Annotated in this window: 1 protein-coding gene (only partly in view); it reads right to left on the reverse strand. The window is 73.4% G+C overall.

The features are described from left to right. Positions 1–19,229, reverse strand: the 3' portion of a protein-coding gene (locus ACTWP5_RS27800) for an SDR family NAD(P)-dependent oxidoreductase (protein WP_443223899.1). Its footprint extends 9,952 nt past the window's final position; the window shows 19,229 of its 29,181 coding nt (coding positions 9,953–29,181); its start codon lies beyond the right edge, outside the window — the gene reads right to left on this strand; its stop codon occupies positions 1–3.

A 19,229-nucleotide genomic window follows, 5' to 3' on the forward strand; every position in this document is an offset into this window, starting at 1 on the left:
TCAGGAGTCGGAGTCGCCGAGTGCCATGCGCACGAGGTCGTCGACCCCCATGTCGGCGATGCCGAGCTCCGGATCGGCCTGAGACGACGGGGCCTTCTCCTCTTCCGGCCGCGCCAGGTGCATCAGTGCCTCCATGAGCCCGGCCGCGCGGAGTTGGGCGAGCGGGATCGAGGCCAGCAGCTGGCGGATCTCGGTCTCCTGCGCGTCCTCGGCGGGCTCGGCGCCCCGAGGTGCGAGCTGGGCGAGGATCTCGCGGGCGAGTCCGGCCGGGGTCGGGTGGTCGAAGACGAGGCTCGCGGCCAGACGCAGGCCGGTCGCGGCGTTGAGCCTGTTCCGCAGGTCGACGGCGGTGAGGGAGTCGAAGCCGAGGTCCTTGAACTGCCGCTCGACGTCCACGGCGTGTGCCTCGGCGTGGCCGAGTACCGCCGCCACCTCCGCCCGCACCAGGTCCGTGGCCAGCCGGTTCCGTTCCGCCTCGCCGAGCTCCGCGAGGCGGCGCTTCAACGCGGCCGGGTCCGCCGCGCCCGCGCCGTCCGCGACGGCCGCCCTGCGGGTCCTGACCCGGGGCGCCAGGCCGCGCAGAACGCCCGGCAGCATGCCCCGCTCCGCCTGCTGTCGGAGCGCCGCCGCGTCCAGCGGGACACCCACCAGCAGCGGTTCGTCGGCGTTCCACGCCTCGTCGAAGAGGGCCAGCCCCTGGGCCGCGGGCAAAGGCAGCATGCCGCTGCCGGCCATGCGACCGCGTCCGCGATCGCCCGCGACGCGGGACATGCCGCCCCCGGCCTCGCCGGTCTCCTCCCACAGACCCCAGGCCAGGGAGACGCCCGGCAGGCCGAGGCCGCGGCGGTGCGCGGCCAGCGCGTCGAGGAAGGTGTTCGCGGCGGCGTAGTTGCCCTGTCCCGGGCTGCCGAGTACGCCGGCGACCGAGGAGTACAGCACGAACATGCGCAGGTCGGCGTCGCGGGTCAGCTCGTGCAGGTTGACCGCCGCGTCGACCTTCGGCCGCAGGACCGCCCGGACCTGCTCCTCGGTCAGCGAGCCGATCAGCGCGTCGTCGAGGACGCCCGCCGCGTGGACCACGCCCGTCAGAGGGCGGTCGGCGGGGATCGCGGCCAGCACGGCGGCCAGCTGCTCGCGGTCGGCGGCGTCACAGGCCGCGACGCGCACCGTCGCGCCGTGCTGCTCCAGCTCCCCCGCCAGCCCGGCCGCGCCCGGCGTGTCCGGCCCCTGACGGCTGGTCAGCACCAGGGAGCGGACCCCGTGTGTGGTCACCAGGTGCCGCGCCAGCAACGACCCGAGCGCGCCCACGCCACCGGTGATCAGCACGGTGCCGTCGGGGTCGAGCCCGTCGGGAACGGCGAGTGGGAGAGGTCCGCCGGAGGTCGCGCGGGTCAGCCGTGGCGCGAGGACCTGGCCGCCGCGGACCATCAGCTGGGACTCGCCCGCCGAGGCGGCGAGCTCGACGACGTCCGGAAGCGCGACGCCCTCCCCCTCGCCCGCACCGGCGGAGACGTCGGGGTCGAGGTCGACGAGCAGGAACCGGCCGGGGTTCTCCGACTGCGCGGAACGCACCAACCCCCATACCGGCGTGTGCATCAGATCCCCTACATCGTGCCCAAATCCAGTAACCGCACCGCGGGTGACCACGACCAGTCGTGCCGTGGCCAACCGTTCATCAACCAAGCACGCCCGCAAGATCGTCAACACCCCAGTTACGGCATCCCCCACCCCTATGTTCAGAGGCTCACTCCCCGCAGCGGGGAGGCAGGGAAGCACGAGCGTGCCGGGGGCATCCTGGCCTGCATCAAGGGCTGTGACGAGGGAAGACAGGTCGTCGTACACCGTGACGCCGGCTTCGTCGCCGACGATGCTCGCACCCGGATCGGATCCGAGGACACCCCAGTCACGGACTGGGGTCGCCTCACCACCCTTCAGGGGTATCCATTCCAGCCGGAAGAGCGCGTCCTGGCCGGGCGTGGCCACGGCGGCGAGCTGGTCGCTCGTCACCGTGCGCAGCAGCAACGACTCCACGGCCGCGACCGGGCGGCCCGTCGCGTCGGCCAGCTGGAGCGCGAACTCGTTCGTACCCGTGGGGGTGACGCGTGCGCGAAGGGTGGTGGCGCCGGAGGCGAGCAGGGTCACGCCCGTCCACGCGAACGGCAGGCGCATCCCTCCCTCGCCACGGTCGCCGTCGTTGTCGCGGCCGGCGGCCAGCGCGAGCGCGTTGGCGTGCAGGACCGCGTCGAGGAGGGCGGGGTGCATGCCGTAACGAGCCGCCCGGCCGTGCTCGTCCACGGGTAGCGCGATCTCGGCGAAGATCTCGTCGCCGCTCCGCCAGGCCGCCCGCAGGCCCTGGAAGACGGGGCCGTACGCGTAGCCGGCGTCGGCGAAGCCCTCGTAGAGCCCCGACGGGTCCAGCGCCTCGGCGTCGGCCGGTGGCCAGGTCGCGAGGTCGAACTCGGTGGTGACGGAGGCCCCGGAGGTCACGCCGTCCGGTGACTGCTCCCGTTCGAGCGCGCCTTCGGCGTGGCAGACCCACGGTTCGTCGTCGGCCGCCTGCTCCGGGCGGGAGTAGATCCGCAGCTCGCGCTGCCCGGTGTCGTCGGGCGAGCCGACGACGACCTGGACCTGCACTCCCCCGCGCTCGGGCAGGACGAGCGGCGCCTGCAACGTCAGCTCCCGCACGTGCCCGCAGCCGACCTCGTCGCCCGCACGAACGGCGAGCTCGACGAAACCGGTACCCGGGAAGAGGACCGTGCCGCCGATGGCGTGATCCGCCAGCCACGGGTGGTTCCGCAGCGACAGTCGGCCCGTGAGGACGACGCCGCCCTCGGCGGCGAGGCTCACGGCCGCGCCGAGCAGCGGGTGACCAGCGGCCTCCAGCCCCAGGCCGGCCGCGTCGCCGCCGAGGTCACCTTCCAGCCAGTAGCGGCGGCGTTGGAAGGCGTAGGTGGGCAGGTCGACGCGCTGGACAGCGCGGCCGGCGAAGGCCGTACGCCAGTCGACCGTGACGCCGCGCTGCCACAGGCGGGACAGGGCGGCGGTGAAGGTCTCCACCTCGTCCCGGTCCCGACGGGTGGAGGGAACGAACGCGGCCGTGTTGTCCTCGGCGTCGAGGCACTCGGCACCCATCGCGGTCAGCGTTGCGTCGGGGCCGAGTTCCAGGAACGTCGTCACCCCGGCACGACGCAGCGCGGTGACACCATCGGCGAACCGCACGGCTTCCCGCACATGCCGCACCCAGTACTCGGCCTCGGTGACCTCCATGTCGACGACCTCACCGGTCACGTTCGACACCAACGGGATGCGGGGCGCGCGGTAGGTGATCTCACCCGCGACCTGACCGAACTCGGCCAGCATCGGCTCCATCAGACGCGAGTGGAACGCGTGCGAGACGCTCAGGCGACGCGTCTTCACTCCGTCTTGAGTGAACCGCTCGGCGACCTCGTCCAGCGCCTTCACCGGACCGGCGAGGACCACCGACGTCGGGCCATTGACGGCCGCAATGTCGACATCCGCGACCGTGTCGAGCACGCCACGGACCTGGTCGAGGGTGGCCTGGACGGACAGCATCCCGCCGCCGGCCGGCAAAGCTTGCATCAACGAACCACGCGCGGCGACGAGTCGGCACGCGTCCGCCAGATCGAAGACGCCCGCCACGTGAGCGGCGACGATCTCACCAATCGAGTGACCGGCGACGAAGTCCGGACGGATACCGAAGGACTCCGCCAGCCGCCACGCAGCCACCTCCACCGCGAACAGACCAGCCTGCGTGTACACCGTCTGATCCAGCAACGCGGCCGTCTCACTACCCGGCTCCGCGCCCAACACCTCAGCCAGCGGACGCGGCAACAGACCTTCAAAGCCCGCACACACCTCCGCCAGCGCCTCAGCGAACACCGGGAACCCAGCCGCAAGCCCAGCGCCCATCCGCGCACGCTGCGCACCCTGACCCGTGAACAGCACAGCCAAGCCGCCGTCCACCACACCGGCACCCAGGTCGTCACGGCCCTCGGCCAGGGACCGCAGACCAGCGACCAGCTCCTCGCCGTCCCGGCCCCACACCACCGCACGGTGCGACAGCTCAGCCCGGCCCGACACCAACGACCAACCCACGTCCGCCGCGTCCAACTCGCCCGCAGCGTCCGCGAGTCGCCCGGCCTGCGCCGCCAACGCTTCCCCGCTCCGGGCGGAGACGACCCACGGAACGGTCGGCAGCCGGTCACCGGGCAGCACGACCTCGCCCGGCACCGCACCGTCCTCAACCGGTGCCTGCTCCAGGATCACGTGCGCGTTCGTGCCGCTGATACCGAACGACGACACACCCGCCCGACGCGGACGGCCAGCCGTCTCCGCCCACTCCCGCGCCTCCGTCAGCAGCGCGACCGTGCCCGCCGACCAGTCGACCTGCGAGGTCGGCTCGTCCACGTGCAGCGTCGGCGGCAGCACGCCCGCCCGCAGCGCCATGACCATCTTGATCAGCCCGGCGGCGCCGGCCGCCGCCTGTGTGTGGCCGATGTTCGACTTGATCGACCCCAGCCACAGTGGCTGGCCCTCCGGCCGCTCCTGGCCGTAGGTCGCGATCAGCGCCTGCGCCTCGATCGGGTCGCCGAGGCGGGTGCCGGTGCCGTGGGCCTCCACCGCGTCCACGTCAGCCGGGGACAGGCCAGCGTTGGCCAGCGCCTGCCGGATGACGCGCTGCTGCGACGGCCCGTTCGGCGCCGTCAAACCATTCGACGCACCGTCCTGGTTCGTCGCCGAGCCGCGCACCACCGCGAGCACCTGGTGCCCGTTGCGCCGGGCGTCCGACAGCCGCTCGACGACGAGGACGCCGACGCCCTCGCCCCAGCCGGTGCCGTCGGCCGCCGAGGCGAACGGCTTGCACCGCCCGTCGGCCGCGAGCCCGCGCTGCCGGCTGAACTCCACGAACGCGCCCGGCGTCGCCATGACGGTGATGCCGCCCGCGAGCGCCATCTCGCACTCGCCGTTGCGCAGCGCCTGCGCCGCCAGGTGGAGGGCGACGAGCGACGACGAACACGCCGTGTCCACCGTCACCGCCGGACCCTCGAGACCGAGGACGTAGGCGACGCGACCGGAGATGACGCTGGTCGTCGTGCCCGTCAGCGCGTATCCCTCGGCGCTGTCGGAGATGCGCTGGATTCCGGTGCCGTAGTCCGACTGGACACCGCCGACGAAGGTGCCGACCGGCCGGCCGCGCAGCGTGCCCGGGTCGATGCCGGCGCGTTCCAGGGACTCCCACACGACTTCGAGCAGCATTCGCTGCTGCGGGTCCATCGCCAGCGCCTCACGCGGCGAGATGCCGAAGAACTCGGCGTCGAACTCGGAGGCGGCGTAGACGAAGCCGCCCTCCTGGACGTAGGAGGCGCCGGACGCGTCGGGGTCGGGGTTGTACAGCCTCTCCAGGTCCCAGCCGCGGTCGTCGGGGAAGCCTCCCATGGCGTCGACCCCGTCGTTGAGCAGGCGCCACATCGCCTCGGGCGAGTCCATCCCGCCGGGGAAACGGCAGGCCATGCCGACGATCGCGATCGGCTCGTCCAGGGCGGCGGCGCCGACGGCGGTCGCCGTCCCGGAGGCGTGTGTGGCGCCCGTGGCGGCGTCGCCGCCGAGCTCGCTCAGCAGGTACGCGGCGAGCGCGGCGGGCGTCGGGTAGTCGAAGACGAGCGTGGCCGGCAGGCTCATGCCGGTCGCGGCGTTCAGACGGTTCCGCAGCTCGACGGCGGTCAACGAGTCGAAGCCGAGGTCCTTGAACTGCCGTTCGGCGTTGACCGCCTGGGCGTTCGAGTGGCCGAGGACGGCCGCGACGTGGGTGCGCACGAGTTCCGACACCAGCTTCTCGCGGTCGGCGGCGGCAAGGCCCGCCAGCCGGGCGGCGAGCGAGGAGCCGCCGCCCGCCAACGCCGCGCCGCCGTCGGCCGCACGGCGGCCGACCACACGCACCAGGCTGCGGAACAGTGGGTGCACCGCCTGCTCGGCGCCGGCCGTCTGTGCGTGCTTGCGCATCGCCGCCAGGTCCAGGCGCATCGGGACGGTGATCGCCTCGTCGAGCCGTTGCGTGAGGTCGAACAGCGTCAGCCCGTGCGCTGCCGAGAGGGGCAGGAGGCCGCCTCGGGCCATGCGCGCCAGGTCGGCGGCCGATAGGTTGCCGGAGACGTCGCTCGTTTCCTCCCACAGGCCCCAGGCCAGGGACGCGGCGGGCAGGCCGAGGCTGCGGCGGTGGGCGGCCAGCGCGTCGAGGAAGGTGTTCGCGGCGGCGTAGTTCGCCTGTCCCGGGTTGCCGAGGATGCCGGCGCTGGAGGAGTACAGGGCGAACATGCGCAGGTCGGCGTCGCGGGTCAGCTCGTGGAGGTTGACGGCGGCGTCGATCTTCGGGCGCAGGACGCGGCGGACCTGCTCCTCGGTGAGGGAGCCGATCACGCCGTCGTCCGCGATGCCGGCGGCGTGGACCACGCCGGTCAGGGGGTGCTCGTCGGGGATGGCGGCCAGGACGGCGGCCAGTTGTTCGCGGTCGGCGGCGTCACAGGCCGCCACCCGCACCCGCGCGCCGGCCTCCTCCAGCTCCGCGGCCAGCTCGGCCGCGCCCTCGGCGTCCGGGCCCCGGCGGCTGGTCAGCACGAGCGACCGCACGCCGTGCTCGACGACGAGGTGGCGTGCCAGCAGGGCGCCGAGCGTCCCGGTGCCACCGGTGACCAGCACCGTGCCCTCCGGGTCCAACCCCGCCGGGATCGTCAGCACGATCTTCCCCACGTGCCGGGCCTGGCTCATGAAACGGAACGCCTCCGGCGCCCGCCGCACGTCCCACGTCCGCAGCGGAAGCGGCCGGACCTCATCTCGTTCGAGGAGACGGACGATCTCGGTCAGCATCTCGTTGATGCGGTCGTGGCCGGCCTCCAGCATGTCGAAGGCGCGGTAGCGGACGCCGGGGTGCTCCTCGGCGACCTGTTCCGGGTCGCGGATGTCGGTCTTGCCCATCTCCAGGAACCGCCCGCCGCGCGGCAGCAGCTCCAGCGAGGCGTCGACGAACTCCCGCGCCAGGGAGTCCAGCACCACGTCCACACCATCGCCACCCGTCGCGTTCAGGAACGCGTCACGGAAGTCCAGATCACGCGAGGACGCGATCCGGTCGTGCTCCACACCCAGCTCCGCCAACACCCGCTGCTTCGGCTCACTCGCCGTCGCGTAGACGGTGGCACCCAGGTGCTGGGCGAGCTGCACCGCCGCCATGCCCACACCACCGGCCGCCGCGTGAATCAGCACCGACTCACCCGCCTGAAGGCCCGCGAGGTCCACCAGCCCGTAGTAGGCCGTCAGGAAGACCACCGGAACGGAGGCCGCCTGCTCGAACGACCAGCCCTCCGGCATGGGCACCACGAGCCGCGCGTCGACCACGGCCAGGGGACCGAAGCCGCGGTGCACCAGGCCCATCACGCGGTCGCCGACGGCGACGTTGGTCACGCCCTCGCCGACCTCGACGATGACGCCGGCAGCCTCGCTGCCCAGCATCACCGTGTCCGGATACATGCCGAGGCCCATCAGCACGTCGCGGAAGTTCAGGCCCGCGGCGCGGACCGCGACCCGCACCTCGCCGGCGGCCAGCGGCGCGGCCGACCCGGGGGCCGGGACCAGCGCCAGCGCGTCCAGCGTTCCCGCGCCGGCGCCCGTGCCGACGTCGAGGCGCCACGCGGCCTCGTTCGCCGGCGGGACCAGCCCGCCGCCCGAGGTCACGCGCACCAGCCGCGGCACGAACACCTCGCCTCCGCGGACCGCGACCTGCGGCTCGTCGACGCCGAGGCCGGCGACGACGGCCGCGAGGGCGTCCTCGCCCTCCGTGCCCGGTTCCAGGTCGACGAGCGTGAGCCGTCCGGGGTTCTCGGACTGGGCGGAGCGCACCAGACCCCAGGTCGGGGCGCTGGCCAGGTCGGTCACGTCCTGCCCGGACCGGGTGGCCACGGCGCCGCACGTGACGACGACGAGTCGGGAGTCGGTCATGCGCTCGTCGGCCAGCCAGTCGCGGACCGTCCGCCAGGTGCGCAGCGCGATCTCGTGGGTGGAGGCGGCGAGGCCCTCGCCGGTCTCGCCCGTGTCGCCCACGGCGAGAAGCGTCACGCCGGAGCCGGCGTCCTCGTCCTTGTCCTCCCTGTCCTCGCCCTCGGGCAGTTCGTCGAGTTCGGGGCAGGGGCGGAGGCCGAGACCGAGCGGGTCCCCGCCGAGGGCCAGCCACTGCGAGGTGGGGGGTGTGGCGGCGGCGTCCGCCGTTTCTGCCGGGGTCCAGTCGACGCGGAAGACCGAGTCGAGCCCGGCCGTGTCGGTCGCGAGCTGGTCGGTGGTGACCGCCCGCATCGCCAACGACTCGACCCGTGCCACCGGCCGTCCCGCGCCGTCGGCCAGTTCGATCGACGTGGAGTCCTTGCCCACCGTCGCGCAACGGACGCGCAGCGACGTGGCTCCCACCGCCAGCAGTGACACGCCCGACCAGGCGAACGGCAGCCGCAGCGTGCCGTCACCGTTGCCGTCGGCGTTGCCGTTGCCGTTGGCGTTGCCGCGAGGGAAGGAGCCGAGCCCGTGGGCGTGGAGGGCGGCGTCGAGGAGGGCGGGGTGGAGGCCGTAGCGCGCGGCCTCGGCCTGCGCCGACTCCGGCAGCGCGACCTCGGCGAAGATCTCCTCGCCGCGCCGCCACACCGCCCGCAGACCCTGGAAGACGGGGCCGTAGCCGTAGCCGGTCTCCTCGACGCCCGCGTAGAACCCCGAGACGTCCAGCGCCTCGGCGTCGGCGGGTGGCCAGTTCGCGAAGTCCGTTTCGAGCGAGGGCGCGGTGCGCGGCTCCAGGCTGCCTTCGGCGTGGCAGGTCCACGCCTCCTCGTCACTGGCCTGCTCGGGCCGGGAGTAGACGCGCAGCTCCCGCCGGCCGGTGTCGTCGGCGGCACCGACCACGGCCTGGACCTGTACTCCCCCGCGTTCGGGCAGGACGAGCGGTGCCTGAAGCATCAGTTCGCGCAGGTGCCCGCAGCCGACCTCGTCACCGGCGCGGACGGCCAGCTCGACGAAGCCGGTGCCCGGGAAGAGAACGGAGCCACCGATGGCGTGGTCGGCCAGCCACGGGTGGGTCCGCAGCGACAGGCGACCCGTGAGGACGACGCCGCCCTCGGCGGCGAGGCTGACGGTCGCGCCCAGCAGCGGGTGGCCGGCAGCGCTCTGCCCGAGACCGACCGGGTCGCCGGCCGTCTCGTTCTCAAGCCAGTAGCGCTGGCGCTGGAAGGCGTAGGTGGGCAGGTCGACGCGCTGGACGGCGCGGCCGGCGAAGGCCGTACGCCAGTCGACGTGGACGCCGCGGGCCCAGAGGCGGGAGAGGGCGGTGGTGAAGGTCTCCACCTCGTCGTGGTCGCGACGGGTGGAGGGAACGAACGCGGCGGTCGTGTCCCCGTCCTCCAGGCACTCGGCACCCATCGCCGTCAACGTTGCGTCGGGGCCGAGCTCCAAGAACGTCGTCACCCCGGCACGACGCAGCGCGGTGACACCGTCGGCGAACCGCACGGCCTCCCGCACATGCCGCACCCAGTACTCCGCCTCGGTGACCTCAAGCTCCGCCAGCTCACCCGTCACGTTCGACACCAGGGCGATCGCCGGAGCCCGGAACGTGACACGGCCGACCACCTCAGCGAACTCCGCCAGCATCGGCTCCATCAGACGGGAGTGGAACGCGTGCGAAACCGTCAGACGACGCGTCTTCACCCCGTCCTGGCCGAAGCGGTCGGCGACCTCGTCCAGCGCCTCCACCGCACCGGCGACGACCACCGACGTCGGGCCGTTGACGGCCGCGATGTCGACATCCGCGACCGTGTCGAGAACCTCCCGCACCTGATCAGCAGCGGCCTGAACGGACAGCATCCCACCGCCCGCAGGCAGCGCCTGCATCAACGAACCACGCGCGGCCACGAGACGACAGGCGTCCGCCAGGTCAAAGACCCCCGCCACATGCGCGGCCACGATCTCACCAATCGAATGACCCGCGACAAAGTCAGGACGGACACCGAACGACTCCGCCAGCCGCCACGCAGCCACCTCCACCGCGAACAGACCAGCCTGCGTGAACACCGTCCGGTCGAGCAGAGCAGCCGTCTCACTGCCCGGCTCCGCGCCCAACACCTCAGCCAGCGGACGCGGCAACAGACCCTCAAAGCCCGCACACACCTCGGCAAGCGCCTCGGCGAACACCGGGAACGCCTCAGCGAGCCCGGCGCCCATCCGCGCCCGCTGCGCACCCTGACCCGTGAACACAACAGCCAGACGCCCCTCGACCACACCACCCACCGGCGCGCCGTCCGCGACCGACCGCAGCCCGGCGATCAGCTCGCCAGACTCCCCGCCCCACACCACGGCACGGTGCGACAGCTCAGCCCGGCCCGACACCAGAGACCAACCCACGTCCGCCGCGTCCAGGTCGGCCGCCGCGTCGGCCAGGCGTCCGGCCTGCGCCGCCAACGCCTCACCACTCCGGGCAGAAACCACCCACGGAACGACCGGCAGCCGGTCTCCACCGAGGACAACAGGACCGGATGCCGTCTCCTCCGCCGGCGCCTCCTCGATGACCACGTGCGCGTTCGTGCCACTGATCCCGAACGACGACACACCCGCCCGACGCGGACGACCACCCGTCTCCGGCCACTCCCGCGCCTCACTCAAGAGCGCGACCGTGCCCGCCGACCAGTCCACGTGCTCCGACGGCTCGTCCACGTGCAGGCTCTGCGGCAACACGCCCTCGCGCATCGCCATCACCATCTTGATGACACCCGCGACACCCGCCGCCGCCTGCGTGTGACCGATGTTCGACTTGATCGACCCCAGCCACAACGGCCGGTCCTCCGACCGCTCCTGGCCGTAGGTGGCCAGCAGCGCCTGCGCCTCGATCGGGTCACCGAGGCGCGTCCCGGTGCCGTGGGCCTCCACCGCGTCCACGTCCGTCGGGGACAGGCCACCGTTGGCCAGCGCCTGCCGGATGACGCGCTGCTGCGACGGCCCGTTCGGCGCCGTCAAACCATTCGACGCACCGTCCTGGTTCATCGCGGAGCCCCGCACGACCGCCAGCACGCGGTGCCCGTTGCGCCGCGCGTCCGACAGACGCTCCACCAGCAGAACGCCGACGCCCTCGCCCCAGCCGGTGCCGTCGGCCGCCGACGCGAACGGCTTGCACCGGCCGTCCGAGGCGAGCCCGCGCTGCCGGCTGAACTCCACGAAGGTGTTGGGCGTCGGCATCATCGTCACGCCGCCCGCGAGCGCCATGTCGCACTCGCCGTTGCGCAGCGCCTGCGCCGCCAGGTGGAGGGCCACGAGCGACGACGAACACGCCGTGTCGACCGTCACCGCCGGGCCTTCGAGACCGAAGGTGTACGACACGCGGCCCGACGCGAGGCTGACCATGGTGCCCGTGCCCAGGAAGCCTTCGATGTGCTCCGGGATGCTGGTCAGGCCGGTCGCGTACCCGGTGGCGAGGACGCCGGCGAACACGCCGGTCCGGCTCCCCCGCAGCGACTCGGCGGGAATCCCGGCCTGCTCGAACACCTCCCACGACGCCTCCAGCAGGAGCCGCTGCTGCGGGTCCATCGCCGTGGCCTCGCGCGGCGAGATGCCGAAGAACTCGGCGTCGAACTCGGTGGCGTCGTGCAGGAACGCGCCCTCGCGGGCGTAGGTGGTGCCGTGCCGCAGCAGCTGGGGGTCGTAGAGCGCGTCGACGTCCCAGCCACGGTCGGTGGGGAAGTCGCCGACCGCGTCGACCCCGTCGCGCACCAGGCGCCACAGGTCCTCCGGCGACTCGACGCCACCGGGGAAGCGGCAGGACATGCCCACGATCGCGATGGGTTCGTTGCTCGCGATGCCGACCGTGACCGCGGAGGACTCCTTCGCGCCCTCCGGGCCCTCCGCACCCCAGACCTCCCCGAGGACGAAGCCGGCCAGGGCGGCCGGGGTCGGGTGGTCGAAGACGAGCGTGGCCGGCAGGCGCAGCCCGGTCGCGGCGTTGAGGCGGTTGCGCAGTTCGACCGCCGTCAGCGAGTCGAAACCGAGGTCCTTGAAGCGGCGTTCGGCGTCGATGGCGAGCGCGTCGGCGTGGCCGAGCACGGCGGCGACGTGGGTGCGGACCAGGTCGAGCACGGCCTGCGTCCGCTCCGCCTCGTTGAGGCCGGTGAGCTGGCGCCGCAGCGAGGAGGACTCGGCCGAGCCGGCGGCGCCTCCGGCCGCCGTCCGCCGGGTGCGCGCCGGGCGGACCAGACCGCGCAGGAGCGGCGTCACGCTTCCCTGGTCGGCCTGGGCCTGGGCGGCGGCCATGTCCATCGGGCTGGCGACGAGGAGGGCGTCGTGGGCGGCGCTGGCCGCGTCGAAGAGGGTCAGGCCGAGTTCGGACGAGAGCGTCGGCATGCCGCTCTGGGAGACGCGCGCCCGGTCCTGGTCGGCCATGTGCGCGGTCATGCCGCTGGCTTCCTCCCACAGGCCCCAGGCGAGCGACAGGCCGGGCAGGCCCAGGCTGCGACGGTGCGCGGCGAGCGCGTCGAGGAAGGTGTTCGCGGCGGCGTAGTTCGCCTGGCCGAGGCTGCCGAAGACGCCGGCGGCCGAGGAGTACAGCACGAACATGCGCAGGTCGGCGTCGCGGGTCAGCTCGTGGAGGTTGACCGCGGCGTCGACCTTCGGCCGCCACACGCGGTGGACCTGCTCCTCGGTCAGCGAGCCGATGATGCCGTCGTCGAGGACGCCCGCCGCGTGGACCACGCCCGTCAGGGGGTGCTCGGCGGGGATCGCGGCCAGCACGGCGGCCAGCTGCTCGCGGTCGGCGGCGTCACAGGCCGCGACGCGCACCGTCGCGCCGTGCTGCTCCAGCTCCGCCACCAGCTCGGCCGCGCCCGCGGCCTCGCCGCCGCGGCGGCTGGTCAGCACCAGCGACCGGACGCCGTGCTCGACGACGAGGTGGCGTGCCAGCAGGGCGCCGAGTGTCCCGGTGCCGCCGGTGACCAGCACCGTGCCCTCCGGGTCGAGGCCGGCCGGGACGGTCAGCACGATCTTGCCGATGTGCCGGGCCTGGCTCATGTACCGGAGTGCCTCGGGTGCCCGCCGCACGTCCCACGTGGTGACCGGCAGCGGCTGGAGCGCGCCCTCCTCGAAGAGGCGGACGATCTCCGTGAGCATCTCGCCGAGGCGCTGCGGGCCGGCGTCGAGCACGTCGAACGCCTGGTAGCGGACGCCGGGGTGGTCCTGTGCGACCTGCTCCGGGTCCCGGATGTCGGTCTTGCCCATCTCGACGAAATGTCCGCCGCGCGGCAGCAGCTCCAGCGACGCGTCGACGAACTCCCGCGCCAACGAGTCCAGCACCACGTCGACGCCCGCGCCGTCCGTCGCGGCGAGGAACGCGTCGCGGAAGTCGAGGTCGCGCGAGGACGCGATCCGCTCGTCGGGGACGCCGAGCCCGCGCACCACGTCCCACTTGGGCCGGCTCGCCGTCGCGTAGACCGTCGCGCCGAGGTGCCGTGCGAGCTGCACGGCTGCCATGCCCACACCGCCGGCGGCGGCGTGGACCAGCACCGACTCCCCTGCCTGGAGACCGGCGAGGTCCACCAGGCCGTAGTAGGCCGTGAGGTACACGATGGGGATAGCGGCGCCCTGCTCGAACGACCAGCTGTCCGGCATGCGGGTCAGGGTCCGGTGGTCGGTCACCGCAAGCGGGCCGAACGACCCGGGCAGCACGCCCAGCACACGGTCGCCCGGAGCCAGGCCCCGCACCTCGTCGCCGACCTCCACGACCACGCCCGCGGCCTCGCCGCCGAGGTTCGCGGCCCCGGGGTACATGCCGAGGCCGATCAGCACGTCGCGGAAGTTCAGGCCCGCGGCGCGGACCGCGACCCGCACCTGGCCCGGCTCCAGCGGGGCACTCGCCTCGGCGCTGGGCAGCAGAGCCAGGCTCTCCAGCGTGCCGGCGCCGGTGGAGTCCAGGCGCCAGGCCCGCTCACGGACCGGCGGCAGCAGGGCGGAGCCGGTCGAACCGGCGCGCACCAGTCGCGGCGCCCTGACGCGGCCCCCGCGCACCGCGAGCTGCTGCTCGTCGGAGGCGAGCGCGACGGTGACGGCGGCGGCGAGCGCGGCGGGGGCGGTGAGATCCGCTCCGGCAGCGGCCTCGGCCGTCTCGTTCGTCTCGTTCGTTTCGGTTGCCTCGGTAGCCTCGGTCTCGGCCCGTGCGTCGGCGGGATCGAGGTCCACCAGCAGAAGGCGGCCGGGGTTCTCCGACTGGGCGGTCCGCACCAGGCCCCACACCGGGGCGAGGTGCAGATCCTCGACGTCCTCGCCGGTCGCCGTGGCGACGGCGCCACGGGTCACCACGACCAACCGCGCCTCGGCAAGGGTCTCCCGCGCGAGCCACTCCCGCACCGTCGCCAACGCGTCGAGCACGGCGGACTCGGCGGCCCGAGCCGGCTCGTTCAGGCTGTCCTCAGCCGCCGCCGGGCAGTACACGACGACCGGCGGCACGTCCTCGGCGAGCTCGGACAGGTCGGCGACCCGCCGGGAGAGCCCACCTCGGGAAGACCCGGAACCCAGCCCGTAGCGGTCCTCGCCCAGCAGCGCCCAGCCCGCGACGGCATCCTCGCCGTCCTGCCGGTCCGAGGCGTCCACCGGGAGGCTGGTCCAGTCGACGCCGAACAGCGCGTCCCGCTCGGGCGCGTCCTCGGCGCCGAGCTGACCGGCCGCCACCGCGCGGAGCACCAGCGACTCGACCCGGGCGACGGGCTGTCCCGCGCTGTCGGCGGCCTCGATCGCCACGCCGTCCTGGCCGTTCGGGGTGATCCGCACCCGCAGGGAGGTCGCGCCGGCGGCGAAGAGGGACACACCGGTCCACGCGAACGGCAGCTTCGCGCCACCTCCCTCGGCGGCGATGGGGCCGAAGCCGTTGGCCTGGACGGCGGCGTCGAGGAGGGCGGGGTGGAGGCCGTAGCGCGCGGCCTCGGCCTGGGCCGCCTCCGGCAGCGCGACCTCGGCGAACACCTCGTCGCCGCGCCGCCATGCGGCGCGCAGGCCCTGGAAGACGGGACCGTAGCCGTAGCCGGCGTCGGCGACGGCGGGATAGAAACCGGAGACGTCGACGGCCTCGGCGTCCCGGGGTGGCCAGGTCGCCAGGTCGGTGCCGTGGCCAGCGGCGGGGGCCTCCCGCGCGAGGACACCCTCGGCGTGAAGGGTCCACGGCCGGTCCGCGTCGGCGCTCTCCGGGCGCGAGTACACCCGCACGTCGCGTTGACCCGTGTCGTCGGCGGCGCCGATGACCACCTGGACCTGGACGGCTCCCTGTTCGGGCAGGACCAGCGGCGCCTGAAGCATCAGTTCGCGCAGCTGACCGCAGCCGACCTCGTCACCGGCGCGGACGGCCAGCTCGACGAAACCGGTGCCGGGCAGGATCACCGTGCCGCCGATGGCGTGGTCGGCCAGCCACGGGTGGGTCCGCAGCGACAGGCGACCCGTGAGCATGGCGCCTTCCTCGGCGGCGAGATGCACGGCCGCGCCGAGCAACGGGTGCTCGGCGGCGGCCAGCCCGGCGCCACTGACGTCGGCCGCGCCGCCGGTCGCGTCCTCAAGCCAGTAGTGCCGGCGTTGGAAGGCGTAGGTGGGCAGGTCCACCCGGTGAACGGCGCGGCCGGCGAAGGCCGTACGCCAGTCGACCGTGACGCCGCGCTGCCACAGGCGGGAGAGGGCGGTGGTGAACGTCTCCACCTCGTCGTGGTCGCGACGGGTGGAGGGAACGAACGCGGCCGTGGTGTCCTCGGCGTCGAGGCACTCGGCACCCATCGCGGTCAGCGTGGCGTCGGGGCCGAGTTCCAGGAACGTCGTCACCCCGGCGCGGCGAAGTGCGGTGACACCGTCGGCGAACCGCACGGCCTCCCGCACATGCCGCACCCAGTACTCGGCCTCGGTGACCTCAAGCTCCGCCAGCTCACCGGTCACGTTCGACACCAACGGAATGCGGGGTGCGTGGAAGGTGATCTCACCCGCGACCTGACCGAACTCGGCCAGCATCGGCTCCATCAGATGAGAGTGGAACGCGTGCGAGACGCTCAGGCGACGCGTCTTCACACCGTCCTGGCCGAAGCGGTCGGCGACCTCGTCCAGTGCCTCGACCGGACCGGCGAGGACCACCGATATCGGGCCGTTGACGGCCGCAATGTCGACATCCGCGACCGTGTCGAGCACGCCACGGACCTGGTCGAGGGTGGTCTGGACGGACAGCATCCCGCCGCCGGCCGGCAAAGCTTGCATCAACGACCCACGCGCGGCCACGAGACGACAGGCGTCCGCCAGATCGAAGACCCCCGCCACGTGAGCGGCGACGATCTCACCAATCGAGTGACCGGCCACGAAGTCCGGACGGATACCGAAGGACTCCGCCAAGCGCCACGCAGCCACCTCCACTGCGAACAGACCAGCCTGCGTGAAGACGGTCTGGTCGAGCAACGCGGCCGCCTCACTGCCCGGCTCCGCGCCCAACACCTCCGCGAGCGGACGCGGCAACAGACCTTCGAAGCCCGCACACACCTCGGCAAGCGCCTCAGCAAACACCGGGAACCCAGCCGCAAGCCCAGCGCCCATCCGCGCCCGCTGCGCACCCTGACCCGTGAACAGCACAGCCAAGCCGCCGTCCACCACACCGGCACCCAGCTCCACGGACCGCAGACCAGCCACCAGTTCCTCGCCGTCCCGGCCCCACACCACCGCACGGTGCGACAGCTCAGCCCGGCCCGACACCAGCGACCAACCCACGTCCGCCGCGTCCAACCCCTCCACGGACTCCGCCAGGGTCTCCACCTGCGCGGCCAGAGCCTTGGACGTGGACGCCGAGACAACCCACGGAACCGTCGGCAGCCGGTCGCCGGACAGCACGACCTCGCCCGGCACCGCACCGTCGTCCGCCGGTGCCTGCTCCAGGATCACGTGCGCGTTCGTGCCACTGATCCCGAACGACGACACACCCGCCCGACGCGGACGACCACCCGTCTCCGCCCACTCCCGCGCCTCGCTCAGCAGCGCGACGGCGCCGGACGACCAGTCCACGTGTTCCGACGGCTCGTCGATGTGCAGGCTCTGCGGCAACACGCCCTCGCGCATCGCCATCACCATCTTGATGACACCCGCCACACCCGCCGCCGCCTGCGTGTGACCGATGTTCGACTTGATCGACCCCAGCCACAAAGGACGGTCCTCCGGCCGTCCCTGCCCGTACGTCGCCAGCAGCGCCTGCGCCTCGATCGGGTCACCCAACGTGGTGCCCGTCCCGTGCGCCTCCACCGCGTCGACGTCGTTCGTCGTGAGCCCGGCGGCGGCCAGCGCCTGACGAATGACACGCTGCTGCGACGGCCCGTTCGGCGCCGTCAGACCATTGCTCGCACCGTCCTGGTTGATTGCCGAGCCGCGCACGACCGCCAGCACGCGGTGCCCGTTGCGCCGGGCATCCGACAGACGCTCCACCAGCAGAACGCCGACACCCTCGCCCCAGCCGGTGCCGTCGGCCGCCGACGCGAACGGCTTGCACCGGCCGTCCGCCGACAGCCCGCGCTGCCGGCTGAACTCCACGAACGTCCCAGCCGTGGGCATCACCGTCGCGCCGCCGGCCAGCGCCATGTCGCACTCGCCGTTGCGCAGCGCCTGAGCCGCCAGGTGCAACGCCACCAGCGACGACGAACACGCCGTGTCCACCGTCACCGCCGGGCCTTCGAGCCCGAACGTGTACGCCAGGCGACCCGACACCACGCTTCCGGAGGCACCGACGCCGAGGAAGCCCTCGACCTCCTCCGGCACGCGGTTCAGCCGGGTGGCGTAGTCGTAGTACATCGCGCCAGTGAAGACCCCGGTGCGGCTGCCGCGCATCGACTCGACGGTGATGCCGGCCCGCTCGAACGCCTCCCACGACGCCTCCAGCAGCAGCCGCTGCTGCGGGTCCATCGCCAGCGCCTCACGCGGCGACACCCCGAAGAACTCGGCGTCGAACTCCGCCGCGTCGTACAGGAAGCCACCTTCGCGGGCGTAGGTCGTGCCGTAGTGGCCCGGGTCCGGGTCGTACAGCGCGTCCAGGTCCCAGCCGCGGTCGTCGGGGAAGCCACCGATGGCGTCGGTACCGGTGCTCACCAGCCGCCACAGCTCCTCGGGCGAGGTCACCCCGCCCGGGTACCGGCAGGCCATGCCGACGATCGCGATCGGCTCGTCCAGGGCGGCGGCGCCGGCGGCGAGGAGCGGCCCCGGCGTCTCCGCCGCCAGCCCCAGCACCTCGCCCTGCACGAATCCGGCGAGGACCACGGGGGTGGGGTGGTCGAAGACGAGCGTGGCCGGCAGCCGGAGGCCGGTCGCCGCGTCGAGTCGGTTCCGCAGCTCCAACGCGGTCAGGGAGTCGAACCCGAGGTCCTTGAACTGGCGGTCGACGTCAACGGCCCGGGGGCTGTCGTGCCCGAGCACGGCGGCGACCTCGCGCCGCACCAGGTCGAGGACGAGCTTGTCGCGCTCGGCGCGTTCGAGACCGGCCAGCTGGCGTCGCAGCGGCGACTCGCCCGCGCGCCCGGCGCCGAGGCCGGCCGCCGCCCGTCGGAGGGTCCTGGCGCGGACCAGGCCGCGCAGCAACTCGGGGACGGGCCCCCGGTTGGCCTGGGCCTGGAGCGCCGCCAGGTCCAGCGGGTTCGCCACGAGCAGCGCGTCGACCGAGGTACCGGCGACGGCCGTGTCGAAGAGGTCCAGGCCCTGGTCGGAGGAGATCGGCAGCATGCCGCTCTGCGACATGCGGGCACGGTTCTGTCGGTCGAGCTGACCGGTCATGCCGCTGTCCTGCTCCCACAGGCCCCAGGCGAGCGACAGGCCGGGCAGGCCGAGGCTGCGACGGTGCGCGGCGAGCGCGTCGAGGAAGGTGTTCGCGGCGGCGTAGTTCGCCTGGCCGGGGTTGCCGAAGATGCCGGCGGCGGAGGAGTAGAGGACGAAGAGCCGCGGCTCGGCGTCGCGCGTCAGTTCGTGGAGGTTGACGGCGGCGTCGATCTTCGGGCGCAGGACGCGCCGGAAGCGCTCGGGGCTCAGCGAGGCGACGAGGCCGTCGTCCAGCACGCCCGCGGCGTGCACGACACCCGTCAGCGGGCGGTCTCGCGGCACGAGGTCGAGCGCGCGGGCCAGTTCCTCGCGGTCGGCGGCGTCGCAGGCCGCGATCCGGACGGTGGCGC

Source organism: Streptomyces sp. 4N509B, assembly GCF_052245655.1.
Taxonomy (GTDB): Bacteria; Actinomycetota; Actinomycetes; order Streptomycetales; family Streptomycetaceae; genus Streptomyces.